This is a genomic window from Cupriavidus sp. 207A1 (assembly GCF_057798955.1).
Genome location: NZ_JBYOJO010000005.1, coordinates 141,520 through 164,696 on the forward strand (window position 1 = coordinate 141,520; position 23,177 = coordinate 164,696).

Sequence of the window (23,177 nt, forward strand, 5' to 3'; positions counted from 1 at the left end):
ATGTCTCCTGTCTTGTGGTGTTCTGCCAGGCCGCGGCCTGGTGGCGGTTTGCATGCGGTCCGCCGGGTTGGGAGCAAGTATATGAATGGCCCGCCGATGCGAAACGAGGGGGCTGGTATAGGCCCCATAGCAGCGTCGATATGGGCCGCCATCCCTTGCCTGGCGCGGCTTTGCGGGCATCGGCGACGGCTGCCGCCGGACCTATGGATTACCCTGATCGGCGCGCTGCGGCGATGCCGCGCGCGCGGCGCGGCGGCGCCTGTGCGGGTTCCACCGGTTGCCGTGCGGTGCGCGACACGCTACAAAGTCGCCATGGCCCGGCGTGCCGGCGCCGCCGCGAGCGGCGGCAGCCGCACCCGCCATGCATTCTTTGTTCCCTGCCTTTGTTCCCCTGCCACGGACCCAACATGATTCGCGCCGACGACCCGTTCGACACTTACCTGCTGCGCGTGCTGTGCATCCTGATTGCCGAGCAGAGCGTGTCGCGCACGGCGATCCGCCTGAACCAGTCGCAGCCGGCCATCAGCGCCGCGCTCAAGCGCCTGCGCGCGATCTTCAACGACCCGCTGCTGACGCGCGAGAAGAACGTGATGGTGCCGACCGAGCGGGCGCTGCAGCTGGCGCGCAACGCACAGGCCGCGCTCAGCGCGCTGGACAACCTGCTGGTCTCGGACGACCGCTTCGATCCGGCCACCACCGAGCAGAGCTTCGTGGTGGCGATGCCGGACTACCTGGCGCCGCCGTTCTTTGCGCATGTGGTGCGCGCCGTGCGCCGTGCCGCGCCGCATGCGCGGCTGTCGGCGCTGCCGCTCGGGGCCACCTTCGACTATGAGCAGGCGCTGTCGGCGGGCGCGGTCGATATCGTGATCGGCAACTGGCCCAATCCGCCCGAGCACCTGCACCTGTCGGTGCTGCTGGAGGACGAGGTGGTATGCGTGGTGGCGCAGGACAGCGTGCACGCGCAGCCCGGCAAGTTCACCGCGCAGGCCTACCTGGGCGCATCGCATATCGTGCCGACGCCGTACTCGCGCGACCAGCGCGGGCTGGTGGATGCGGGCCTGAGCACCATGCGCGTGCACCGCGACAACCGGGTCAGCTGCCCTTACTTCAACCTCGCGCCCAGCCTGATTCCCGGCACCGACCTGATCCTGACCACGGCGCGCCACTTCGCCAACTATCACGCGCAGCATGTGCCGCTGGCGGTGCTGGAGCCGCCGATCGAGTTCCCCTTCATGCGCTTCTACCAGCTGTGGCATCCGTCGCGCCATCGCTCGGCCGCGCACGTGTGGCTGCGCGGCATGCTGACCGCGGCCTCGCAGGAACTGCGCGACCTGCGCGACATGCACCGCTAGCGGTATCGGTTTCTGTTATCCGATCTATAGGGCGCCGGCTCTCGCCGCTGCGGCGGGGCGTTCCTATACTCGGCCCCGTATCCAACGATTGCCCTTGCGGGAATCCCTACGGGAGAAGCTTCCATGTCTCACCCCCTCGACCTGGCGTCGGTCAATGCGCTGGACGAAGCGGCCTTTGCCGAGGCCTTCGGCAGCGTGTTCGAACACTTTCCGCAGGCCGCGGCAGGCGCCTGGGCACAGCGGCCGTTCGCCTCGGTGGCGGCGCTGCATGGCGCGATGATGGACGTGGTGCGCAAGCTCGATGCGCCGCGCCAGTGCGATTTCCTGAACCTGCACCCGCAGCTGTCGGCGCGCAATATCCGCGCGGGCACCATGACGGCGGATTCCAACGCCGAGCAGAAGAGCGCCGGCCTGGATGCGATGTCGGCGCAGCAGGAAGCCGCGCTGGACCAGCTCAACGCGGACTACCAGGCGCGCCACGGCTTCCCCTTCATTATCTGCGTGCGCCACTACACCCGCGAAGGCATCTTTGCCGCGTTCGAGCGCCGCATCGGCCGCAGCACGCAGCAGGAACTGGACGAGGCGCTGGCCCAGATCGCGGCCATCACGCGCGGGCGTCTGGCGGCGCGGCTGGCCGGCTGAGCCTGGCGCCTAGCCAAAGGCTTCAAGCCCCAGCGCCAGCATCCCCACCAGGATGAGGCTGAGGGCCCAGACCGCCTCCAGGTTGAACCAGCTGCGCGAGACGAACTGCAGCCCCAGGTAGCGGTAAACCAGCCACGCCATGCCACCGCCCATGGCAAACATGGCCAGCGTATGCAGCAGCGCGACGGCCAGCGCCATGCCCAGGTTGGCGCCGGCAAGCGTGGCGGCCGCCTGGTGCCCCGGCTCGCTATCGGTGCGGCACAGGCCAAGATAGATCGGCACCAGCATCAGCCCGGCGCCATGCGCGATCGCCACCGCGAACGACCACAGTGCCAGGCGCGACGGCGCGATGCGCACCAGTGCGCGCGGATGGCCCCGCCTGAGCAGCAGCGCGATGCCGCCGGCGATCAGCAGCACGCTGGCGCCGATGCGGATCTGCGCCTGCCAGGCGACCAGCGCGGCCAGCACGCCGAACGGCAGCGTCACCGCCAGCACTGCCAGCGCGTGCCCGGCCGCCAGATAGCCCAGCGCGGCAACGAGGGCCCGGCCGCTGTGCGCCAGCAGGCCGTTCGATACCGCCAGCGGCCATCCCATCGCCGGGTTGACGCCGTGATAGAGCCCGCTGGCCAGCACCGCCGACCACAGGCCGAGCTGTTCCCAGCCGTGACCGGTCAAGCCCTGGCCGAGGGATAGCAAAACGAATCGGTCGAGCAGTCGCCGCCTTCCAGCCGGATCTGGTGCGCGCGGTAGCCTTCGGGAAACTCGACCCAGTAGTCGTCGGCCAGCTCCAGGCCGCCGTCCGCTCCGGCGCGGGCCATGACCTGCGCGCCGGGAATGCCGTCGGGGTAGAACTGCTGGTCCCAGGTGGAATACAGCGAATTGGTCCAGTAGACGCGCTGGCCGTCGCGGCTGATCTCCACCATCTGCGGGCCGCCGGCGAAGGGCTTGCCGTTCGGGTGCGGGGTGCGGCGGACCATGCCGCCGAGATGGACCGAGCCCGCGAGCCTGGGCTTGCGCGGATCGGTGACGTCGTACTGGCGCATCTCGCCCGTGCCCCAGCACGACACATAGAGGAATTTGTCGTCCAGCGACAGGTCGATATCGGTCACCAGCGGCGGCACCGCGCCGAAGCCTTGCAGCAGTGGCGGCAACTGGCTTGCGTCGGCGGCTTCGGGCGGGATCGTCGCCGTCTTTTCGGCGTGGAACTTGCCGCCTTCGCGCCACCAGGTCCAGATCGAGCCTTCCAGGTTGGTGGTGTCGACCACCACGCCGACGAAGCCGTACTCGCGCACCGGATCATGCGCGGGCCGGACTTCCAGCGCCATCTGGTGATTGGCGCCCAGGTCGATGGTCTGCACGTTGCGGCGCGCGCGCAGGTCCCAGAAATGCAGCTTGTGGCCGTAGCGGTTTCCCAGCAAATCCTCGGGCACCAGCCCGTTCTCGAACTGCGGGGGCAGGGCCCATTCGCTCGACACCATGTAGTCGCGCGGCAGGTTCCACCAGAAGTCGTAGTGCTTCTGCTGCTCGCCGCGGTCGATCTCCCAGCGGCCCAGCACCTCGAAGGTTTCGCAGTCCATGATGAAGATGCCGGGCGCGCCGTCGGTGCCGTCCGGCCCGCCGCCGCCCAGTGTGCTGACATAGATGCCCTCGGGGCCGCAGTGCACGGTATGCGGCCGCGAATAGCCGGTCTTGCGGAAGATCTCGTCCGGCTCGACGATCTTGTGGATGCGCGCCTGGGTCGGATGCGGCTTGGTGTCGACGATATACAGGCGCGACGAGCGCATCCCCGGAATGATCAGGTAGCGCCGCTCCAGGAACGCATGTCCGGTCAGCGGCGACAGCGCCGACGAACAGGCGTTCCAGCCGAAGTGATGGAGTTCATCGCCCTTGTGCGTCATCGGCACGGTGTGCACCACCTGGCTGTAGGTCGGCGATCCGGGTTTGACGTCGATCACCGCGAGCGCGTCGGGCTGCACGCCGCCGGGGCTGAGCAGCACCGTGTAGGCGAAGGATTCCGCGGGCGCGTGGATCGCAAGCTCCGGCGAGGCGTGAAACGTCGGATCTGGCCGCATGTTCATGGTGTGCCCTCCTGGTCCTGGCGGACCTCGCGACATCGCCGGTACGTCACTTGGCGGGTGGCCGAGTGCGCGCTAAGCCTACCTAGCCTAGGTCGTTCTGCAAGCCGAGTCAAAGCCGTGCGTGCCGCGCCGCATGCGCGGATTCATGCCGGCGGAAGGTCCGGTTTGCGAAATACAGATTGTCGGAAACACGCAGATCACGCAGAAAGGAGGCTTGATCAAGCAAAGGGAAATCCGGGCGATGGACGCGGCAAAGGCAGCAAGCAAGGGCGAGGCATACAGCCTCGACAATCCGGCACTGGAAAGCATCGGGGTCAGGATCACCCATTGGCGCGACGACCATGTCGAGCTGGAACTGCCGCTCGCGCCCAGCATGCTCAACCGCAGCCGCGTCGTGCATGGCGGCACGATCTGCACCTTGCTCGATGCCGCCACCGGCTATGCCGGCCTCTACGCCGCGCCGCACGAGAGCCCGCGGCATGCGGTCACGCTGTCGCTGACATCGAACTTCCTCAGCAACGGGACCGGAAAAATGCTGACGGCGAAGGGGATGGTCGACCGCCGCGGGCGTTCGATCTTCTTTTCGCGGGCCGAGGTGTGGCTGGATGGCGAGCTGCTGGTGGCCACCGGCGTGGCCACGATGAAGTACCTGAAGTAGGCGCCCCGCCTCAGGCGCCGTCCTGGCGCCAGCGCGTCGGCGACTTGCCGAACTGCGCCGCGAACCAGCGCGAGAATGCGCTCGGTTCCGAAAACCCCAGCAGCGTGGCGACCTGCGCCAGCGGCCGCCGCGGATCCTGCAGATGGCGTTGCGCCAGCTCGCGGCGCACTTCATTGACCAGTGCGGAGAACGTCAGGCCATCCTGTTCCAGCTGGCGCTGCAGCGTGCGCGGGCTGGTGCCCAGGCTTTGCGCGACCTGTTCCACCGCACCGCGTCCGCGCGGCAGCAACTGGCTGAGGGTGCGCCGCACGTCCGCGGCCAGGGATGGCTTGCCGGCCCCCGGCTGCAGGTCGAGGAAACCCCGCGCGTACCCGGCCAGGCTGGCATCGGCCAGGGGATTGACGCGATCCAGGTCGCCGCTGGCAAGCACCAGTCCGTCGAAGTCCGAACCGAATTCGATGCGCGGCCCGAACAGGCGCCGGTGGATGCGCAGGTCGGCCGGCGCCGCATGCGCGAAATGCACGCTGTGCGGCATCCACGACTCGCCCAGGATGGCGCGGATCAGGCTGTGCAATGCGGCCACGGTCAGTTCCATCGCCTGCCGGCCGGGCTGTTGCCGCCCGGTCTGCAGCGTCACGTGCAGCACCGCGACACCACGATGCTCGGTGACCAGGATGGCGATGGAGTCGCTCAGCCAGTGGCGGTAGCGCTCGATCTCGGCCAGCGCGTCGCGCAGCGTGGGCTGGTGCTGCAACAGCAGGCTGACCGGGCCGAAGTCCGACAGGCGCCACGATTCCCCCACCATCAGGCCCAGCGAATGGCAGCTGGTCTCGCGCGCCGAGGCCTCCAGCACTTGCGCAAGGCGCTGCTCGGGAATGCGCAGGTCGGGCGTGTACAGGCACGCCTGGTCCAGGCCGGCCCGGGCCACCATCTGCACCGGATCCAGGCCCGCGCCCCGGGCAATGCCCAGGTATTTGGTCAGCGATGCGCTGCGAACAAGGACGGTCATGGGGCTGCCGCGAGAGTGGGTGGGGGCGTCGGTCGTGTCCGTCGTCAAATGGCAAATCCTGGCGCGATCGGTCAAGGGCGCTGCGGCCCGGCTGTCTCACAATCGACTGCGCCGCGCCAATGATAGCGGCGCGGGCAGGACACCACAATCAGGAGACAGCCTTGGCCAAAGCCATTCGCATGTATGAGACCGGAGGCCCCGAAGTCCTCCGCTACGAGGACGCCGAGGTCGGCGATCCGGGCCCGGGCGAGGTACGGATCCGCCACGTCGCGGTCGGGCTCAACTATGCCGACACTTACTTCCGCAACGGCACCTACCCGGTGCCGCTGCCCAGCGGCATGGGCGTTGAGGCTGCCGGGGTGGTGCAGGCGGTCGGGCCCGGCGTGACCCAGGTCGCGGAAGGCGACCGCGTCACATATACGGGCTTCACCAACACACTCGGCGCCTACAGCACCGAGCGCCTGGTGCCCGCCGCGCCGCTGATCCGCCTGCCGGATGCGATTTCCTTCGAGACCGCCGCGGCGATGACCATGCGCGGCCTGACCTCGGCCTACCTGATGCGCCGCATCTATCCGTTCCGCGGCGGCGAAACCATCCTGCTGCACGCGGCCGCCGGCGGGGTCGGTTTGATCGTCTCGCAATGGGCCAGGCTGCTCGGCCTGACCGTGATCGGCACGGTCTCGACCGAAGCCAAGGCCGAGCTGGCGCGCGCGCATGGCTGCGACCACATCATCGACTACAGCCGCGAGGACGTGGCAACGCGGGTGCGCGAACTGACCGACGGCACGGGCGTATCGGTGGTGTTCGACAGCGTCGGCCGCAGCACCTTCCAGGGCTCGCTGGATTCGCTCAAGCGGCGCGGGCTGATGGTCTGCGTCGGCACCGCCTCGGGCACGATCCCGCCGTTCGATCCGCAACTGCTGGCGCGGAAGGGCTCGCTCTACCTGACCCGTCCGGCGCTGGCCGACTACATTGCCGACCCCGCCGAGAAGGCCGAACTGGCCGCGGAAGTGTTCGGCCACGTGGCCGCCGGGCGGCTCCGCATCGGCATCAACCAGCGCTACGCGCTGCAGGATGCGGTCCAGGCCCACCGCGACCTGGAGTCGCGCAAGACCACCGGCTCATCGATCTTCGTGCTGTAAAGGAGCGTCCTCATGCGAGTCCAACAACTTACCTGCAGCATCGGCGCCGAATTGAGCGGCGTCAGCCTGGCCGATGCCGCGCGCGATGCGGCGCTGTTTGCCGAGATCAGGTCGCTGCTGCTCGAGCACAAGGTGCTGTTCCTGCGCGGCCAGGAGATCTCGCGCGCGGACCACGTGGCGTTCGCGCGGCGCTTCGGCGACCTGGAAGACCATCCGGTGGCGGGCAGCGATCCCGACCATCCCGGCCTGGTGCAGATCTATCGCAGCGACAAGCGCGAGAACTACGAGAACAGCTACCACACCGACGGCAGCTGGCGCGAATGCCCGCCGATGGGCTGCGTGCTGCGCTGCATCGAGTCGCCGCCCGTCGGTGGCGACACCATCTGGGTCAACATGGCCGCGGCGTATGAGCACCTGCCGCAGGAAATCAAGCAGCGCATCGCCGGCCTGCGCGCCAAGCATGGCATCGAGCATTCCTTCGGCGCGGCGATGAGCCCGGAGAACCGCGCCAAGCTGGCGGCGCAGTACCCCGCGGTCGAGCACCCGGTGGTGCGCACGCACCCGGAAACCGGCGAGAAGGTGCTCTATGTCTGCGGCTTCTCCACCCACTTCGTCAATTTCCACACGCCCGAGAACGTGCGCTACGGGCAGGACAAGACCCCGGGGGCGAGCCATCTGCTGAACTACCTGATCAGCCAGGCGGCGATTCCCGAATACCAGGTGCGCTTCCGCTGGCAGCCCAACAGCGTGGCGATCTGGGACAACCGCTGCACCCAGCACTACGCGGTGCAGGACTACTGGCCGGCGCCGCGCAAGATGGAGCGCGCCGCCATCATCGGCGACAAGCCGTTCTGAGCCGCGCCAGCGCCGCAGGCCTGGCCACGCCACGATCAATGGAGACATGCCGTGCACTACCTAGATGGATCCCTGTTCCCTGAAAACCAGCAGCCGCTGATCATCACCGCGGCCCCCTACGCGCCCGGCTGGCTGCCGTCTGACTTTCCGGAAGATATCCCGGTGACGATGGAGGACCAGATCCAGAAGGCCGTTGACTGCTACAACGCCGGCGCGACCGTGCTGCACCTGCACGTGCGCGAACTCGACGGCAAGGGCTCGAAGCGCCTGTCCAAGTTCAACGAACTGATCGCCGGCGTGCGCAAGGCGGTGCCTGAAATGGTCATCCAGGTCGGCGGATCGATCAGTTTCGCGCCCGAAAACGAGGGCGATGCCGCGAAGTGGCTGTCCGACGACACGCGCCACATGCTGGCCGAACTCGATCCGGTGCCGGACCAGGTCACCGTGACCGTGAACACCTCGCAGATGAACGTCACCGAGCATGCCGAACTGGCGGATTTCCGGGGTACCTCGCGCGAGAATCCCGCGATCTTCAACGCGTACAAGGAAATGACGGTGCCCGCGCAGCCCGGCTGGGTCGAGGAGCATATCCGCCGCCTGTCCGCCGCCGGCATCCAGAGCGCATTCCAGTGCTACAACATCAATAGCTTCGAATCGGTCGAGCGGCTGATCCGGCGCGGCATCTACAAGGGCCCGCTGGTGATGAACTGGGTCGCCATCAGCGGCGGCATGGATGCGCCGAGCGTGTTCAACCTGGCCAACATCGTCCGCGCGGTGCCGGATGGCGCGGTGCTGACCGTCGAAAGCTCGGTGCGCAACGTGCTGCCGGTGAACATGATGGGCATTGCGCTGGGGCTGCATGTGCGCTGCGGGACCGAGGACTGCCTGTGGAACCAGTCGCGCACGGCCAAGATGAGCACCGTGAAGCAGATCGAGCAGCTGGTGCGCATTGCCGGCGAATTCGGCCGCAAGGTGGCAAGCGCCCGGGAAGCGCGCGAGATCCAGAAGATCGGCGTGTTCTACGACACGGTCGAGGAGACGCTGGCGGCCAACGGCTTCGCGCCCAACCGCAACGGCGGCAACCAGGGCTTCCTGCGCAAGGCCGCCTGAACCGGGCCGGCTGTCACGGCTGGCGGCCCGCAGAAGGGCAGGGGCGGCGGCTGGCTGCCCCGAACCCTCGCACATTCGGAGACAACCATGAAGCAAGCACAACCGTCGGCGCGCCGCAGGGCGCTGCTGTCATGCATGCTCGGCCTGGCGCTGCCGGCCGCGTTCCCATCGGCTGCCCATGCCCATGCCCAGGCGTGGCCGGCCAAGGTGGTCAGGATCGTGGTCGGCGGTCCGGCCGGCGGCACCGCCGACATCCTCGCGCGCCTGCTCGCCGAGGGGCTGACGCAGTCGCTGGGCAAGCCGGTGATCGTCGAGCAGAAGCCCGGCGGCGCCGGCGCGATCGCGGTCGGCACGCTGCTGTCGGCGCCGCACGACGGGCATACGCTGCTGCTGATCCAGGGCGGCATCGTCTCCGAGACCCCGCTGGCGCTGAAGGTCTCGTTCGATCCGTTCAAGGACCTGAAGCCCATTGCCCAGGTGGCACGCACCGGCCTGGTCCTGGTCGGCAACCCGAAACTGCCGGCGAAGAACTTCAGCGAGCTGCTGGCCTACATCAAGAGCAAGCCGGGGCAGATCGACTACGCCTCGTATGCCGCCGGCATGCGCGGCCAGACCCTTGGGGTCCAGTTCAACCGACTGGCGGGGGTGAACATGAGCCACGTCGGCTACAAGGGCTCGCCGCCCGCGCTGCAGGACGTGATGGGCGGACACGTGCCGCTGATGTTCGACGGGCTGGCCACCTCGCTGCCGCTGATCAAGGCCGGCAAGCTCAGGGCCTATGCCGTGGCCTACCCGAAGCGCATTCCCGCGCTGCCGGACGTGCCGACCTTCGCCGAGGTCGGCTTCCCGGCGATGACGGAGCCGGGCTGGATGGGCTTGTGGCTGCCGCCGGACGTGCCGGCGGCGGTGCAGGAGAAGATCCGCAACGCCACGCTGGCGGTCGTGCAGCAGCCGGGCTACCGCAAGCACGTGGAAGACATGGGCATGGACAACGGCCAGCCGCTCGGCAGCGAAGCGCTGTCAAAGGAGGCCCGCGCGGCCTATGAGCGGCAGGCGGAGCTGCTGCGGTCGATTGGCTTCGTGCCGGAGTAGCGGGCCGCGAGCCGCTCGGGCGGGGGCGGGCCGCGGCCTATCGCTTCCGGCGCCGGCGGGCGCCGGCGAACATCGACATGTCGCGCAGGATGCAGTCGAGCAGCGTATTGGCTGCCACGCCCATCGGCCGGCCCGCCTTGACCAGCAGGCGCGCCTTGGCGGCTTCGAACAGCGGATGCGCGATCGGCAAGGTCACCAGTTCGCCGGACTGCAATTCCCGGTAGGCCGCAAAGCCGCCGATCAGCGTGATGCCGTCATGGCGCTTCACGAAGTGGCGCAGCACCGCCAGCGAATTGGTGGTCAGCGTCGGGCGGATCTGGATGTTCTCCGCGTAGGCCAGCATCTGCACCACCTGTCCCAGCCCGAAAGCCGGCGGCATCATCGCCAGCGGATAGTCGGCCAGCTCCTGCACGCCGACCTTGCCGCCGCGGCGCGCCAGCGGATGCCCGGCATGCACCAGCAGCACCACCGGCTGCGATGACGTCGCCACCCAGGCGATGTCGGCATGGCCGGGCGGGTTGTAGGCCAGGCCGATATGGGCGCGGCTTTCGGCCACCTCCTGCAGCACGTTGTTGACCGGCAGGATGTCGACGGTCACGTCCAGCCGGGGATAGCGCGCGCAGAAATCCGTCAGCACTTCATCCATCAGGCCGTCGACATAGCCCTCGCTGGTGGCGATGCGCACCTGGCCATGCTGCAGCCCGCGCAAGGCCTGCAGGCGGTCTTCGAACAGTTCCTGCTGGGCGCGGCAGCCGCGCCAGTACTCCAGCAGGTGCTGCGCGGCTTCGGTCGGCTGCACGCCGCGCGCATGGCGGTCGAACAGCGGCGCGCCCACCTCTTCTTCCAGCAGGCGGATCTGGCGTGTGATGACCGACGGCGAGGTGTTGATGCTGTCGGCTGCGCCACGGATCGAGCCGTGCGTCAGTACCTCGTGAAAATAGCGCAGCCTGCGCTGGTTCAGTTCCCGCATGTCGGATCTCGCTGTCTGGCGTGAAGGGCGCCGCGTGCCGTGGCGTTGCCTAGAGGGCAACGATAGCCGACTTAAGTTGCTCTTGCTCTGTTTTTTCAGATGCCAGACGATCAACGCCTGCCATCGAAAGACATCGCGTCCACAAGAGCCGACCACCACGGGAGAGATCGACATGTCCGCAACCCTGCCCCCACGCCATCTCACGGAAGGCGCCGGCGCCGCGCAGCAGGCGCTGTACCGCAAGCTGAACTGGCGCCTATTGCCGTTCCTGCTGCTGTGCTACACCTTTGCCTACCTGGATCGCGTCAACATCGGCTTCGCCAAGCTGCAGATGCAGAGCGACCTGGGCTTTTCCGACGCGGTGTACGGGCTGGGCGCGGGCATCTTCTTCTTTGGCTACGTACTGTTCGAGATCCCGAGCAACCTGTTGCTGCCCCGGATCGGCGCGCGCAAGACCATCAGCCGCATCCTGGTGCTGTGGGGCCTGACCTCGGCGGGCATGATGTTCGTGCGCGACGAAACCACGTTCTACGTGCTGCGTTTCCTGCTTGGCGTATTCGAGGCCGGCTTCGCCCCCGGGATGATCTTCTACCTGACCTACTGGTACGGGCAGCAACGCATGGCCCGCGTGATGGCGGTGGTGATGCTGGCGGGCCCCATCGGCGGCATCTTTGGCTCGCCGCTGTCCACCTGGCTGATGACGGCGCTGTCCGGTGCGCACGGGCTGGCCGGGTGGCAATGGATGTTCCTGGTCGAAGGGCTGCCCTGCGTGCTGCTTGGCGCGCTGGCCCTGCGCGTGCTGGCCGACCGCCCGGCCGACGCAAGCTGGCTCAGCGACGCGGAAAAGCGCATGCTGGCCGCCGAACTGCAGGCGCCCGCGGGCGGGCATCACTCGTTCGGCCAGGTGGCGCGCGATCCGCGCGTGTACTTGCTGGCCTTTGCCTACTTCACCATGATCTGCGGCATCTACGCGGTGAGCTTCTGGCTGCCGTCTATCCTGAAGGCGGACGGCGTCACCGACACCATGCAGATCGGCCTGTATTCGATGATTCCCTATATTGCCGCGGCGATCGCGATGCTGGTGATCGGCCGCAGCTCGGACCGCCGCGGCGAGCGCCGCTGGCACAGCGCGGTGCCCGCGTTTACCGGCGCGGTGGCGCTGGCCCTGGCCACGCAGTCCAGCGGCAACCTGCCGGTGTCGCTGCTGTGCATGACCATTGCCACGGCGATGATGTGGGCCGCCTATACCGTGTTCTGGGCGATCCCGTCGCAATACCTGAAGGGCGATGCCGCGGCCGGCGGCATCGCGCTGATCAACACCATCGGCCTGATCGGCGGCTTTCTCAGCCCTACCATCATCGGCACCGTGCGCACCGCCACGGGCAGCATGCAGGCCGGGCTGCTGGTGATGGTGGCGCTGCTGCTGGCCGGCGCGGCAGTGCTGGTGGCCAACCGGATGCCGGCGCCGCAGGGCGCGGTGTCGCCGGCGTGACGCCGGACTTTTGTTTCACGGAGAAGAACCTTGGCAACACGGATCCTGGTCGCCGGCTTCCAGCACGAGACCAATACCTTTGCGCCGTCAAAGGCAACTTACGCCAGCTTCGAGCGCGGCGAGGGCTTTCCCGCGATGGTGCGCGGCGACGACATGCGCGCGCTGCGCGACGTCAACATCCCGGCCGGCGGCTTCATGGCCGCCGCCGAACGCTACGGCTGGACGCTGCTGCCGGTGATCTGGGCCGGCGCCAGCCCGTCGGCGCACGTGACCGAGGACGCGTACGAGCGCATCGCCGGCGAGATCGTCGGCGCGGCGCGCGCTGGCGGCTTCGACGCGGTCTATCTCGACCTGCACGGCGCCATGGTGGCCGAGCACACCGACGACGGCGAGGGCACGCTGCTCGAGCGTATCCGCGCGGCGGTGGGCCCCGGGGTGCCGGTGGTTGCCTCGCTCGACCTGCATGCCAACGTCACGCACGCCATGCTGCAGGCCGCCGATGCGCTGGTGGCCTACCGCACCTACCCGCACGTAGACATGGCCGAGACCGGCGCGCGCGCCGCGGCGCTGGTGCAGCGACTGCTGGCGCGCAAGGGGCCGTTGCACTGCGCGGTGCGACGGCTGCCGTTCCTGATCCCGATCAACGGCATGTGCACGATGCTGGAGCCGGCGCGCGGCATGTACGCGCTGTTGCAGCAGGGCGAACGCGGCGACGTGGTGTCGCTGTCGTTCGCGCCGGGCTTCCCGGCCGCCGATTTCCCGGAATGCGGTCCGGTGATCTGGGGCTATGGCGACGACGCCGGCACGGCCGAAGCCGCGGTGCAGGCGCTGTACGATCGGATGCTGGCCGACGAGCCCGCCTGGGAGGTGCCGTTCCTCTCGCCCGACGAGGCCGTGCTCGAAGCCATGCGGCTGGCTGCGGGGGCCACGCGGCCGGTGGTCATCGCCGACACGCAGGACAACCCCGGCGCGGGCGGCGATTCGAACACCATGGGCATGCTGCGGGCCTTGCTGCGCCACGGCGCGCGGCAGGCGGCGATCGGGCTGATCTGGGACCCGGCCGCGGCGGCCGAGGCGCACCGCGCCGGCGTGGGCGCGACCATCGACGTCGCGCTCGGGGGCGTATCCGGGGTGCCCGGCGACGCGCCGCTGCGCGGTCGCTTCGAGGTGCTGAAGCTGTCCGATGGCGTATGCCGCTACGGCGGGCCGATGATGCACGGCATGCAGGCCGATGTCGGCCCGGTGGCACTGTTGCGCATCGACGATGTGCAGGTGGTGGTCAGTGCCGGCAAGGCCCAGATGCTCGACCGCAACCTGTTCCGCGTGGGCGGGGTCGAGCCCGAGGCGATGAAGATCCTGGTCAACAAGAGCTCGGTGCACTTCCGTGCCGATTTCCAGGGCATCGCGCATGCCGTGCTGGTGGCCAAGGCACCGGGCCCGATGACGGCCGATCCCGCGGACCTGCCCTGGACCCGGCTGGCGCCGGGCATCCGGCTCAAGCCGATGGGCAGGCCGTTCGAGCCGTAATGCCGGAGCCGGGCCGGCAGGAGGCCCGGCCCCTCATGCCTGGCGCCGCGCCAGCGCCAGGAAGGCGCCCAGCCCCACCATCGTGACGCCCGAGGCACGGGTCATCAGCCGCGCGCGCGCCGCGCTCGCGGCGCCCGACCTGAGCAGGCGATGCGCGGCGAAGACCACGACCACGTCCACCAGCGTGTTGAGCGCGACGCAGATGCAGCCCAGCAGCACCAGTTGCGACACGGCCGCCTGGCCCGGCGCGACGAACTGCGGCAGGAACGCGAGGAAGAACAGCGCGGTCTTGACGTTCAGCACCTCGACCACCACGCCTTCGGCCAGCGCGCGGCGCGCGCCCCGCGGCGGCACGGCGGCGACCGCGGCGGGCTGCTCCTTGCGCCGCAGCAGGCGAATGCCCAGGAACACCAGGTACGCCGCGCCCAGGTACTTGAGCAGGCTGAACGCCATCGCCGACTGGGCGATGACCAGCGACACGCCCGCGGCAGCGGCAAGCACATGGAGCAAGCCGCCGATGCCCGTGCCCAGGCATGAGGCGAGGCCCTCCGACCGTCCGCCGGCCGCAGTCCGCGCGACGACATAAGCAATGGCCGGGCCGGGGGTAATGGCGAGCACGACGGCGGCGATCAGGAAGGGAATCAGCGACATGGTCAGGCTCCTTGACGGTGAGGCAGGGTCGAGCGGCGCGGCGGCGTCCGGACCGGGCCGGCGCACGCGCGGATACAGGCGGGACCGGATCAGACCGCGTTGCGCATCGACTGCGCCAGCTCGGCGCAGCCGCGCGCGTGCAGCGTGTCGGCCGCGCCGAGGCGGTCCCGCGTGTCCTTGTTCTGGCCGAGCTTGCGCTTGCCCACCAGCGACGTCACGGCGATCTCGAGGCCGACGATGCCGCGCAGCATGGCGTCGAGGTAGTCGGGCGGGGCGTCGCCCATCTTCCACGGGCGCGGTTCGGCGGCCTCGTGCCGCCGCGTCAGGCGCGCTACCAGGCCGCGCACGAAGCGCTCGTCGTCGCGCACGGTGAGGATGCCGTGCGCGTGCACCACCTCGTAGTTCCAGGTCGGCACCTGCCGATGCGTCTCATGCTTGCTCGGGTACCAGTTCGGCGAGACATAGGCCTCGGCGCCGCGGAACACCACCATCACCGGCGTGCCGGTCGGGCACCGCTGCCAGACCGGGTTGGCCCGCGCCACGTGCGCGGTGAGGACGCCGTTGGCACCGGCGCCGGGGTCGAATTCGAACGGCAGATGGTCGGCATCCAGGCCGTGCTGGCCGTGCGTGACCAGCATGCCCAGCGGGTGCGCATGGATGATGCGGGCAAGGGCGTCGGGGCGGGTTTCGGCGAAATGTTCGGGGAGGTACATCGTTGGGGCTCGGGGCGATCGGATGCTCGATACTGTCGCCGACAACTGGCACAATCGGAAGGTCCAGTTTCAAGGAATCTGAATGGGCCAGTTTGACGAGCCCGCCGGCACCCGCCCCGGCGCCACGGGCGCCGGACGCCGCATCTATGACCTGCTGCGCGCCCAGATTGCCGACGGCACCCTGCTGCCGGGTGCGCCGGCGCCGTCCACGCGCGGCCTGGCGGCCGAGCTGGGGGTATCGCGCACCACCGTGACCGCCGCCTACGAACAGCTGGCGGCAGAGGGTTTCCTGGTCACGGCCAGGGGGCGGGCGGCCCGCATTGCCAGCCCGCTGGCGGCTGCCCCGCCGGCCCGGCCGGATGCCGCGCGGCACGCCAGGGAACCGGCGCTGTCGCAGTTCGGCCGCCGCGTGGCGGCACTGGGGCTGCCGGCAGCGCCGCCGGCCGAGCCGGTGCGCTTCGATTTCCTGTACGGCTCGGTGGCCTGGCGGGACTTCCCGGCGCTGGCGTGGCGGCGCGCCTGGCAGGCCGAGCTGCTGCGCCAGCACGACAGCCTGTGCTACGCCGCGCCGGAAGGCGAGGCAGCCCTGCGGCGCGCGCTGCAGGGCTACCTGCGCCGCGCGCGCGGGCTGGCCTGCGACGCCGGACAGATCGTGGTGGTGCATGGCTCGCAGCAGGGCATCGACCTGTGCGCGCGGCTGTTGCTGGATGACGGCGATACCTTCGCCTTTGAAGAGCCCGGCTACCTGATGGCCAGGCGCTGCTTCGAAGCCACCGGCGCCCGGTGCCTGTCCGTTCCGGTGGACGGGCAGGGCATGGATACCGCCAGCCTGCCGGCGGATGACCGGGTCCGGCTGGCCTACGTGACGCCGTCGCACCAGTTCCCGCTGGGGGGCGTGCTGCCGATCGGGCGCCGGCAGGCACTGCTGCAATGGGCCCGGCGCCACGACGCCTGGATCGTCGAGGACGACTATGACGGCGAATTCCGCTACGGCCAGCGCCCGATCGATACCCTGCGCGCGATCGACACCGATGGCCGCGTGATCTATGTCGGCACCTTCTCCAAGGCGCTGTCGCCGCAGCTGCGGCTGGGGTACCTGGTGCTGCCGCCGGAACTGGTGCCGGTGTTCGGCCAGGTCAAGCGGCTGGCCGACCGCCATGCCCCCGTGCTGGAACAGCGCGTGCTGGCCGCACTGATCGACAGCGGCGCCTACGAGCGCCACGTCCGTCGCATGCGCCGCGAGAACGAGCGCCGCCGCGCGGCGCTGCTCGATGGCATTGCGCGCCACCTGCCCGGCGATGCCGAGGTCAGCGGCACCGCCGCCGGGCTGCACGTGGTGCTGTGGCTGCCGTCGCTGCGGCCGCGGGACGAGCCGGCACTGGTGGCCGCCGCGCGCGGCGCCGGCGTGGGCGTCTACCCGGTCTCGGCGCTGTATGCCCGGCCGCATGGGGCGGGCCGGCCCCGTGCGGCCGGCCTGGTGCTGGGCTACGCCAGCCTGACCAGCGCGCAGATAGAGCAGGGCGTGCGCGTGCTGGGCACGGTGGTCGCGGCGATGGCGGGTTGACCGGCGGCACGCCCGGCGCTGCGTGCCGGGCATTTCTGCCAATGACATTGAACAGAACGGCAATTGGCCCACCTGGCGCAACGCTCTAACGTCTGTCGAAAACGACCGCGGCCGGCACGCCGGGCGGCAACAGAACGACAACCAGGAGACAGCGCATGGCTATCACAAGGCGTGGCATGGGAGGGCGTTTGCTATCGGTCGTGGCCAGGGCCATGGCGGCAATGGCGATCTGCGCGGCGGCAGCGCCGGCCGCGACGGCAGCTGGCGATTTCCCGGCCAAGCCCATCGAGTTCTGGATTCCGTTCCCGCCCGGCGGTCCCACCGACGGCTCGCTGCGCACGCTGCTGGCAGCCGCCGGCAAGGAACTGGACCAGCGCGTGGTGCCGATCAACAAGCCCGGTGCGGGCGCCACGCTGGCGGCCCAGGTGATGTCCCAGACCGCGGCGCCGAACGGCTACACGCTGTCGATGGTCGCGGCCAATATCTTCCGCATGCCGCACCTGCAAAAGACGCCATACGACCCGCTCAGGGACTTTACCTACATCATCGGCCTGACCAACTACCGCTATGGCCTGGTGGTGCGCGCCGACGCGCGCTGGAAGACGCTGGAAGAATTCCTTGCCTACGCGAAGGCGAACCCTGGCAAAGTGACCTACGGTGCGGTCGGCATCGGCAGCTCGGGACATATCTCGATGGAGAAGCTGGGCCGGGCCGCCGGCGCCAAATTTACCTTCGTGCCTTACAAGGGCGGCGCCGAGGAAATGATGGCGTTGATGGGCGGCGACATCGATGCGGTGCTTGACCCGGGCTGGGGCCAATTCGCCGTCGCCGGCAAGGTGCGGCCGCTGGCCATCGTCGGCGACGCGCGCTTTGCTCGCTTCAAGGATGTGCCGACCCTGAAGGAGCGGGGCTACGACATTACCGCCAGCTCGCTGGTGGGCATCGTCGGCCCGCGCGGCATGGATCCGGCGGTAGTCAGGAAGCTGCACGATGCGTTCTTCCGCGCCGCGCAGGACCCCGCCTACCTGCGCTCGCTCGAGGCCATCGACCTGGAGCCCATCCACCTCAACAGCGCGGACTACACCAGGTTCGCAGCCGAACAATTCGAGCGCGAAAAGCGCGTGGTGCAGCAGCTCGATATCAGCCTGCAGTGATCGGCGTGCGATCATCGCGCGACCGGCTGCACTGTCTCAGTGCAGCCGGTCATGCCGGGCCATCCGTGGCTCGGGTTAGCGCAACTTCTTTGGTACGCTGGTGGTATGCCTGCCGCTGCCATCGCTGCTTGCGCCCCGAGCGCGTGACTTCCGCACTCCTCCGGCTGGCAGCGGCCAAAGGAGTGATCATGCAAGAGCTGAGCTTTAGCGCCCTGCTGTACCGCTATTTCTTCTTCGGCTGGCTGTTCCGGGACGCCAGCCGCGGCAACCGCGCCGAACGCACGCGCGCCTGGCACTTCAACCAGGCGCGCGCGCATTGGCTGCTGACCTACATGCGGCGCTGGCTCTGGTGCGGCGTGTTGTTCTACGCGCTGGGCAGTGTGGTGGAGCTGATGCTGTCCGCGCCGGCGCTGTCGGCGCTCTTCTATGTGCCCGGCGCGCTGTGCGTGCCGGTCAACGTTGTCATCGGCGTGCTGTGGCTGGGCCTGAAGACGCTGCCCGGGCCTCTGTGAACATGACGGCCGTATTCCTGCCCGCGGCAATCGCGCAGCAAGTCCGCCTGGCCCATGCCGTGATTGCACGTCATCTGGACGGCACGCTGCTGGGTGTCCACCTGTTCGGTTCGGCACTCGATGGCGGGCTGCGGCCGCACAGCGATATCGACCTGCTGGTGACCACGCGCGGCGGGCCCGACGATGCCCTGCGGCAAGCGCTGCTGCGCGACCTGCTGGAGGTCTCGGCTCCGCCGGGCAGCGCCGGGCCGTGGCGGCCGCTGGAAGTTACCGTGGTGGCGCGCGGCGAAGTGGTGCCATGGCGCTACCCGGCCACGCGCGAACTGCAGTTCGGCGAATGGCTGCGCCAGAACATCCAGGCCGGCATGTTCGAGGGCCGGAAGCCGGACCACGATCTCGCCATCCTGCTGACCCAGGTGCGGCAGCACAGCATCGCGCTGCTGGGTCCGACGGCCACGACGTGCTTCGAACCTGTTCCCCGGCAGGACTTCATCGCCGCGCTCGCCGATACCGTCGCCCAATGGCAGACCGAAAGCGACTGGGCCGGCGACGAGCGCAATGTGGTGCTGGCAATGGCGCGGATCTGGTACAGCGCCGCCACCGGCCGGATCGCGCCCAAGGACGTCGCCGCCGCCTGGGTGCTGGAGCGCCTGCCGGCCGCGCAACGGCCGGTGATGGCAGCGGCGCGGGCGGCGTACCTGTCGGGCGGGCCGGATGATCCGGTGCTGCGTGGTGCGGCGGTTGCGGTGTTCATGCGGTACGCCGCAGGCGTGGTCAGGGCGCTGCTGGCGCAGCCGGCCGGGCACAGTCCCATGCGGTGAGGACCGGTATCGCCCGCGCCAGTCGGCGGCCGCCAACGGCTTGCTGCTCTCTCTGCTATGGTTAACAGGCCTTTCCGTCACGCGTGCCCGCCCCTGGCCGGCATCGCGCACGGCGGTCCACGGCAACCTTGAAACCAGGGAGAACGGCATGAAACCCGGCAAGCTAATCGTGGCGGCGGCGCTTGCCGCCGCGTCCGCTACAGCGCTGGCGCAACCCGAGACCCGCGTCGACTCGGTTTCCGGCGTGGGCGCATCGCGCACCACCGGCACGGTCAAGGCCACGGCCACGGTGGCGGCCATCGATGCGGCCACCCGCACCGTTACGCTCAAGGACGAGCAGGGCAAGCTCACCGACGTGCAGGTGGGCGACGACGTGCGCAACTTCGGGCAGCTGCGCGTGGGCGATGCGGTCACGGCGGAATACACGCAGGCCTTGTCGGTCAGCCTGAACCGCCAGAGCGGCATCCGCTCCAGCAGCGAGCGCGAGATCACGCAGCGCGCCGCGCCGGGCGCGAAGCCGGGCGGCATGGTCGGGCGCGAGGTCACGGTCACCGCGGACGTGGTGGCGGTCGACACCAAGACCGGCATGGTGACGCTGAAGGGGCCGCAGGGCCGGATGGTGGACGTGCATGTCGCCGACCCGAAGCAGCTGAAGGCGGTGCGCGCCGGCGAGCAGGTGCAGGCGGTCTACACCGAGGCGATCGCGATCTCGGTCACGCCGCGCAATGCTCGCTGATTTGCCGTCGGCCGTCCGCTACATCACGCGCCCGAACCACCACAGCGACAACAGCCCCGCGCACGCCGCCAGCAGCGCGCCCAGCGCGGCGAACAGCGCGGTGATCTCGACCTGGCTGCGCTTGTCGAACGCCAGCCGCGCGTTGAGCGCGCGGTACACCCGCTTCAGTTCGGTGGCATCCTCCAGCCGAAAGTACTCGGCACTGGTGGCGTCGGCGACTTCCTTCAGCACCTTCTCGTCCAGCCTGACGCGGGCCGACCAGCCGTCGACCGAGAGCACCACGCCTTCAGGGGTGCCCACGCCCACGGTATAGATGCGCACGCCGTGCTCCGCGGCAAGCTGGGCCGCGCGCATCGCCGCCGGGCCGGCGTTGCTTTCGCCGTCGGAGAACAGCACGATCGCGCCGGCGGTATAGGAGCCCGGCTGCACCGGCTCGCTGTTGCCGGGCGGATTGGCCAGGCCCCGTGATCGCCTTGGCGGCGGCGTGTCGTCGTTCATCAGCCGCTCGGCATCGGGCGTGAGCTCCGGCAGCAGTGTGGTCAGCGCAATCAGCATGCCGTTGCCCAGCGCGGTGCCGCCCTGCGGCTGCAGGCGCTCGATCGCGGTGGCAACGGCCTCCCTGGCGCGGGTGGGCGCCTGCGCCACGGCGGCGGTGCCGGCCATCGCAACCACGCCGACGCTGACGCCTGCGGGTTGCGCCTCCAGCAGGGTGGTGGCGGCCTGCTGGGCGGCGCCCAGGCGGCTGGGCTTGACATCCTGGGCGCGCATGCTGCCGGACAGGTCCATCACCAGCACCACCGTCTCGATGCGCGAAGGCAGCATCATCACCGCCTGGGGCCGCGCGATCGCCGCGATCAGCGCGGCCAGCGCCAGCAGGATCAGCAACGGCGCCACGTGGCGGCGCCAGCCACTGCCGCCCCGCGTCGCAACGCCCGCTGTCTTCAGCGCCGGGTAATGCCCGGCCGCGTGCCGCCTGCGCCGGTCGAGCCAGACATAGCCCGCCGCCAGCCCTCCGACCAGCGCGAACAGCCACAGCATGCCTGGCCACAGGAAGCTGAACACGGGCAGGCGGCTGAGCGCGTCGATCATGCGGCCCCCCTGGCGATGTTGGCGGCCCTGGCGCTGCCTTGCTGGCGCCGGCGCTGGCGCGCGAAGCTCAGCAGCGCCAGGTCGAGCCGGGCGTAGGTCGACAGCGTCAGGCATGCCACACCGGCGCGCGCGAAGGCCTGGCGCAGCTCCGCCTCGCGCGCCTCGGCGGCGGCTGCGAAGCGCTTGCGGAAGGACGGGTCATGGGTATCGACGAACAACTGCTCGCCGGTCTCCGCATCCTGCAGCACCACCAGTCCCAGGTCCGGCAACGCGGTTTCGAGCGGATCGACCAGCCGCACCGCGACCACTTCATGGCGCCGCGCGAGCATGCCAAGCGACGCCTGCCAGCCCGGCGCGCTGATGAAATCCGACACCACGAACACCACCGAGCGCCGCCTTGCCACCGCGCGGGCGCGTTCGAGCAGGTCGCGCAGCCGGGTGTCGCCCGGCGATGCGGCCGGCGTGGCGCGCATGCGGTGCAGCAGGTGCAGCAGCTGCCGGCGCCCGGCGCGCGCCGGCACCACCGTGGCGTCGGCATTGGCGGCGCCGCCATAGAGCACGGCGCCCACCCGGTTGCCATAGCGCGTCAGCAGCAGCGCCATCACCGTGGTGAAGTCGCTCAGCAGGTCGCGCTTGCGCACGCTGCCCGAGCCGAAGTCGATCGAGCCGCTCAGGTCCAGCAAGAACCAGGCCGCGACCTCGCGGTCTTCCTGGTACTCGCGCACATGCGGCGTCTGCAGTCGCGCGGTCACGTTCCAGTCGATATGGCGCACGTCGTCGCCGGCGTGGTATTCGCGCAGGTCGGCAAAGTCCAGGCCGAAGCCGCGGAACAGCGTGCGGTAGTCGCCTTGCAGCAGCCCGTCGAGGCGGCGCACCACAGTCCATTCCAGGCGCCGCAGCAGGGCATCGGTCTGGTTTGCGCCGGCGCCGGCCAGCGCCACGCCGGATACAACGCCGGAAGCAATCCCGGGCGCGGTGTCCGGGGCGTCCCGGGGCTTAGTCCGCCGCCGCCCGAACATGGGATTCCATGGGCCGCTCGGGAACCGGCAGCGCCTGCGAGATGCGGGAGATGAGCTGGTCGGCGGTCACGCCGTCGGACATGGCCTCATACGAGAGCGACAGGCGATGGCGCAACACGTCCGGCACCAGGTCGGCCACGTCCTCGGGCAGGGCGTAGTGGCGGCCGCGCAGGTAGGCCAGCGCGCGCGCGCCTTCGACCAGGCCGATGGTGGCGCGCGGGCTGGCGCCGAACGACACGTAGCGGTCCAGGTCCGCCAGGCCGTAGTCGCCAGGCTTGCGCGTGGCCGCGACCACGCGCACCGCGTACTGGACCAGGCTGGGATCGACATACACCTTGCGGCAGGCCTCCTGCAGCGCGCTCAGGTGCTCGGGCGTGGCCACCGGGCTTACGCTGATGCGCGGGCCGGTGACGCGGTTGACGATCACCACTTCTTCCTCTTCCGACGGATAGCCCACCAGCACCTTCATCATGAAGCGGTCGACCTGCGCCTCGGGCAGCGGGTAGGTGCCCTCGGTCTCGATCGGGTTCTGCGTCGCCATGACCAGGAACGGCGCGGGCACGCGATGGGTCTCGCCGGCGATGGTGACCTGCTTCTCCTGCATCACTTCCAGCAGCGCGCTCTGCACCTTGGCCGGCGCGCGGTTGATCTCGTCGGCCAGCAGCAGGTTGGCAAAGACCGGGCCGCGCACCGTCGAGAACTCGCCCGTGCCCTGGTTGTACATGCGCGTGCCGACCAGGTCGGCCGGCAGCAGGTCCGGCGTGAACTGGATGCGCTTGAAGGTGCCGCTCATGGTCCGCGCCAGCGTGTTGACGGTCAGGGTCTTGGCCAGCCCCGGCACGCCCTCCACCAGCAGGTGGCCGCCGGACAGGATGGCCACCAGCACCCGTTCGAGAAAATGGTCCTGCCCGACCACCACGCGTTTTACCTCGTACAGCAGGCGTTCCATCAAGTTGGCGCTGTCGGCTGCGCCCCTGGCTTGGTCGTTCAT

General features: G+C 69.5%; 23 protein-coding genes. 14 read left to right on the forward strand and 9 right to left on the reverse strand.

The annotated features are described in order from the left end of the window. Positions 1–407 precede the first annotated feature (407 nt). Together AC3FMM_RS10960 and uraD are read left to right on the forward strand one after the other, a co-directional pair. On the forward strand, positions 408–1,352 hold the full coding sequence (locus AC3FMM_RS10960; protein ID WP_115683262.1) for a LysR family transcriptional regulator: 945 nt from the start codon (positions 408–410) through the stop codon (positions 1,350–1,352). Between the two features lie 123 nt (positions 1,353–1,475). Beyond that, the gene (uraD, locus tag AC3FMM_RS10965; RefSeq protein ID WP_115683261.1) at positions 1,476–1,994 is read left to right on the forward strand and encodes a 2-oxo-4-hydroxy-4-carboxy-5-ureidoimidazoline decarboxylase; all 519 of its coding nucleotides are present in this window, start codon (positions 1,476–1,478) and stop codon (positions 1,992–1,994) included. A gap of 9 nt (positions 1,995–2,003) precedes the next feature. On the opposite strand, the gene AC3FMM_RS10970 is transcribed toward uraD, so the two are convergent. Both AC3FMM_RS10970 and AC3FMM_RS10975 read right to left on the reverse strand, forming a co-directional pair. Next, positions 2,004–2,669, reverse strand: coding sequence for a hypothetical protein (locus AC3FMM_RS10970; protein WP_488686590.1), 666 nt, complete (start codon positions 2,667–2,669; stop codon positions 2,004–2,006). Next, positions 2,666–4,072 (reverse strand): selenium-binding protein SBP56-related protein, encoded by a 1,407-nt coding sequence (locus AC3FMM_RS10975; protein WP_488686591.1) that lies wholly within the window; start codon positions 4,070–4,072, stop codon positions 2,666–2,668. The genes AC3FMM_RS10970 and AC3FMM_RS10975 overlap by 4 nt, the downstream gene beginning before the upstream one ends. A gap of 241 nt (positions 4,073–4,313) precedes the next feature. Between AC3FMM_RS10975 and AC3FMM_RS10980 the strand changes: the two genes are divergently transcribed. After that, complete coding sequence (locus AC3FMM_RS10980; protein WP_115713565.1) at positions 4,314–4,730, forward strand: PaaI family thioesterase; 417 nt, start codon at positions 4,314–4,316, stop codon at positions 4,728–4,730. Between the two features lie 10 nt (positions 4,731–4,740). Here the strand turns inward: AC3FMM_RS10980 and AC3FMM_RS10985 are convergent, their stop codons facing one another. Further along, positions 4,741–5,739: an AraC family transcriptional regulator gene (locus tag AC3FMM_RS10985; protein ID WP_116314215.1), complete on the reverse strand. Its 999-nt coding sequence runs from the start codon at positions 5,737–5,739 to the stop codon at positions 4,741–4,743. A gap of 161 nt (positions 5,740–5,900) precedes the next feature. On the opposite strand from AC3FMM_RS10985, the gene AC3FMM_RS10990 reads away from it, so the two are divergent. The 4 genes from AC3FMM_RS10990 (at position 5,901) to AC3FMM_RS11005 (ending at position 9,938) form a co-directional block, all read left to right on the forward strand. Next, positions 5,901–6,881 carry a quinone oxidoreductase family protein gene (locus AC3FMM_RS10990; protein ID WP_326347073.1) on the forward strand — a complete coding sequence of 327 codons (981 nt, stop codon included), beginning with the start codon at positions 5,901–5,903 and terminating at the stop codon, positions 6,879–6,881. A gap of 12 nt (positions 6,882–6,893) precedes the next feature. Beyond that, complete coding sequence (locus tag AC3FMM_RS10995) at positions 6,894–7,736, forward strand: TauD/TfdA dioxygenase family protein (protein WP_115713562.1); 843 nt, start codon at positions 6,894–6,896, stop codon at positions 7,734–7,736. Between the two features lie 51 nt (positions 7,737–7,787). Beyond that, positions 7,788–8,846, forward strand: a complete 1,059-nt coding sequence (locus AC3FMM_RS11000) for a beta-keto acid cleavage family enzyme (RefSeq protein ID WP_115683255.1) — start codon at positions 7,788–7,790, stop codon at positions 8,844–8,846. An 87-nt stretch (positions 8,847–8,933) separates the two neighbouring features. Further along, positions 8,934–9,938, forward strand: a complete 1,005-nt coding sequence (locus tag AC3FMM_RS11005) for a Bug family tripartite tricarboxylate transporter substrate binding protein (RefSeq protein WP_488686592.1) — start codon at positions 8,934–8,936, stop codon at positions 9,936–9,938. Positions 9,939–9,975: 37 nt separating this feature from the next. Here the strand turns inward: AC3FMM_RS11005 and AC3FMM_RS11010 are convergent, their stop codons facing one another. Then, a complete protein-coding gene (locus AC3FMM_RS11010; protein ID WP_115683253.1) occupies positions 9,976–10,908 on the reverse strand; it encodes a LysR family transcriptional regulator in 933 nt (310 codons plus the stop codon). 172 nt (positions 10,909–11,080) lie between these two features. Here AC3FMM_RS11010 and AC3FMM_RS11015 point away from each other — a divergent pair, with 172 nt between their 5' ends. Beyond that, positions 11,081–12,400 carry an MFS transporter gene (locus AC3FMM_RS11015; protein WP_115713560.1) on the forward strand — a complete coding sequence of 440 codons (1,320 nt, stop codon included), beginning with the start codon at positions 11,081–11,083 and terminating at the stop codon, positions 12,398–12,400. A 30-nt stretch (positions 12,401–12,430) separates the two neighbouring features. Beyond that, on the forward strand, positions 12,431–13,927 hold the full coding sequence (locus AC3FMM_RS11020) for a M81 family metallopeptidase (RefSeq protein ID WP_488686593.1): 1,497 nt from the start codon (positions 12,431–12,433) through the stop codon (positions 13,925–13,927). Between the two features lie 33 nt (positions 13,928–13,960). Here the strand turns inward: AC3FMM_RS11020 and AC3FMM_RS11025 are convergent, their stop codons facing one another. Together AC3FMM_RS11025 and AC3FMM_RS11030 are read right to left on the reverse strand one after the other, a co-directional pair. Next, positions 13,961–14,578 carry a LysE family translocator gene (locus AC3FMM_RS11025; protein ID WP_488686594.1) on the reverse strand — a complete coding sequence of 206 codons (618 nt, stop codon included), beginning with the start codon at positions 14,576–14,578 and terminating at the stop codon, positions 13,961–13,963. A gap of 89 nt (positions 14,579–14,667) precedes the next feature. Further along, positions 14,668–15,291 (reverse strand): FMN-binding negative transcriptional regulator, encoded by a 624-nt coding sequence (locus tag AC3FMM_RS11030; protein WP_116314218.1) that lies wholly within the window; start codon positions 15,289–15,291, stop codon positions 14,668–14,670. Positions 15,292–15,373: 82 nt separating this feature from the next. On the opposite strand from AC3FMM_RS11030, the gene pdxR reads away from it, so the two are divergent. From pdxR to AC3FMM_RS11055, 5 genes are all read left to right on the forward strand, one after another. After that, entirely contained in the window at positions 15,374–16,855 is a 1,482-nt protein-coding gene (gene pdxR / locus AC3FMM_RS11035; RefSeq protein ID WP_488686595.1) for a MocR-like pyridoxine biosynthesis transcription factor PdxR, read from the forward strand. Positions 16,856–17,010: 155 nt separating this feature from the next. Continuing rightward, complete coding sequence (locus AC3FMM_RS11040) at positions 17,011–18,009, forward strand: tripartite tricarboxylate transporter substrate binding protein (protein ID WP_488686596.1); 999 nt, start codon at positions 17,011–17,013, stop codon at positions 18,007–18,009. 188 nt (positions 18,010–18,197) lie between these two features. Further along, the gene (locus AC3FMM_RS11045) at positions 18,198–18,521 is read left to right on the forward strand and encodes a hypothetical protein (RefSeq protein WP_115683246.1); all 324 of its coding nucleotides are present in this window, start codon (positions 18,198–18,200) and stop codon (positions 18,519–18,521) included. Positions 18,522–18,523: 2 nt separating this feature from the next. Then, complete coding sequence (locus AC3FMM_RS11050) at positions 18,524–19,342, forward strand: AadA family aminoglycoside 3''-O-nucleotidyltransferase (protein WP_488686597.1); 819 nt, start codon at positions 18,524–18,526, stop codon at positions 19,340–19,342. Between the two features lie 148 nt (positions 19,343–19,490). Next, on the forward strand, positions 19,491–20,078 hold the full coding sequence (locus AC3FMM_RS11055; RefSeq protein WP_115713552.1) for a hypothetical protein: 588 nt from the start codon (positions 19,491–19,493) through the stop codon (positions 20,076–20,078). 18 nt (positions 20,079–20,096) lie between these two features. On the opposite strand, the gene AC3FMM_RS11060 is transcribed toward AC3FMM_RS11055, so the two are convergent. Genes AC3FMM_RS11060 through AC3FMM_RS11070 form a run of 3 tightly spaced genes read right to left on the reverse strand, consistent with a single transcriptional unit; the run spans position 20,097 to position 23,177 of the window. After that, entirely contained in the window at positions 20,097–21,167 is a 1,071-nt protein-coding gene (locus AC3FMM_RS11060) for a VWA domain-containing protein (protein WP_116314221.1), read from the reverse strand. Then, on the reverse strand, positions 21,164–22,186 hold the full coding sequence (locus AC3FMM_RS11065) for a DUF58 domain-containing protein (RefSeq protein ID WP_115713550.1): 1,023 nt from the start codon (positions 22,184–22,186) through the stop codon (positions 21,164–21,166). The genes AC3FMM_RS11060 and AC3FMM_RS11065 overlap by 4 nt, the downstream gene beginning before the upstream one ends. Then, positions 22,164–23,177, reverse strand: a complete 1,014-nt coding sequence (locus tag AC3FMM_RS11070; RefSeq protein WP_116380401.1) for an AAA family ATPase — start codon at positions 23,175–23,177, stop codon at positions 22,164–22,166. The genes AC3FMM_RS11065 and AC3FMM_RS11070 overlap by 23 nt, the downstream gene beginning before the upstream one ends.

Bases quoted from the DNA above. Each gene is read 5' to 3' on its own strand.
- AC3FMM_RS10995 (WP_115713562.1), top strand. From the start codon at position 6,894: ATGCGAGTCCAACAACTTACCTGCAGCATCGGCGCCGAATTGAGCGGC.
- AC3FMM_RS11025 (WP_488686594.1), bottom strand. From the start codon at position 14,578: ATGTCGCTGATTCCCTTCCTGATCGCCGCCGTCGTGCTCGCCATTACC.
- AC3FMM_RS11070 (WP_116380401.1), bottom strand. From the start codon at position 23,177: ATGAACGACCAAGCCAGGGGCGCAGCCGACAGCGCCAACTTGATGGAA.
- AC3FMM_RS11045 (WP_115683246.1), top strand. From the start codon at position 18,198: ATGCAAGAGCTGAGCTTTAGCGCCCTGCTGTACCGCTATTTCTTCTTC.
- AC3FMM_RS11030 (WP_116314218.1), bottom strand. From the start codon at position 15,291: ATGTACCTCCCCGAACATTTCGCCGAAACCCGCCCCGACGCCCTTGCC.
- uraD (WP_115683261.1), top strand. From the start codon at position 1,476: ATGTCTCACCCCCTCGACCTGGCGTCGGTCAATGCGCTGGACGAAGCG.
- AC3FMM_RS11040 (WP_488686596.1), top strand. From the start codon at position 17,011: ATGGCTATCACAAGGCGTGGCATGGGAGGGCGTTTGCTATCGGTCGTG.
- AC3FMM_RS10960 (WP_115683262.1), top strand. From the start codon at position 408: ATGATTCGCGCCGACGACCCGTTCGACACTTACCTGCTGCGCGTGCTG.
- AC3FMM_RS11015 (WP_115713560.1), top strand. From the start codon at position 11,081: ATGTCCGCAACCCTGCCCCCACGCCATCTCACGGAAGGCGCCGGCGCC.
- AC3FMM_RS11060 (WP_116314221.1), bottom strand. From the start codon at position 21,167: ATGATCGACGCGCTCAGCCGCCTGCCCGTGTTCAGCTTCCTGTGGCCA.
- AC3FMM_RS11010 (WP_115683253.1), bottom strand. From the start codon at position 10,908: ATGCGGGAACTGAACCAGCGCAGGCTGCGCTATTTTCACGAGGTACTG.
- AC3FMM_RS11005 (WP_488686592.1), top strand. From the start codon at position 8,934: ATGAAGCAAGCACAACCGTCGGCGCGCCGCAGGGCGCTGCTGTCATGC.
- AC3FMM_RS10975 (WP_488686591.1), bottom strand. From the start codon at position 4,072: ATGAACATGCGGCCAGATCCGACGTTTCACGCCTCGCCGGAGCTTGCG.
- AC3FMM_RS10985 (WP_116314215.1), bottom strand. From the start codon at position 5,739: ATGACCGTCCTTGTTCGCAGCGCATCGCTGACCAAATACCTGGGCATT.
- pdxR (WP_488686595.1), top strand. From the start codon at position 15,374: ATGGGCCAGTTTGACGAGCCCGCCGGCACCCGCCCCGGCGCCACGGGC.
- AC3FMM_RS11065 (WP_115713550.1), bottom strand. From the start codon at position 22,186: ATGTTCGGGCGGCGGCGGACTAAGCCCCGGGACGCCCCGGACACCGCG.
- AC3FMM_RS10980 (WP_115713565.1), top strand. From the start codon at position 4,314: ATGGACGCGGCAAAGGCAGCAAGCAAGGGCGAGGCATACAGCCTCGAC.
- AC3FMM_RS11055 (WP_115713552.1), top strand. From the start codon at position 19,491: ATGAAACCCGGCAAGCTAATCGTGGCGGCGGCGCTTGCCGCCGCGTCC.
- AC3FMM_RS11050 (WP_488686597.1), top strand. From the start codon at position 18,524: ATGACGGCCGTATTCCTGCCCGCGGCAATCGCGCAGCAAGTCCGCCTG.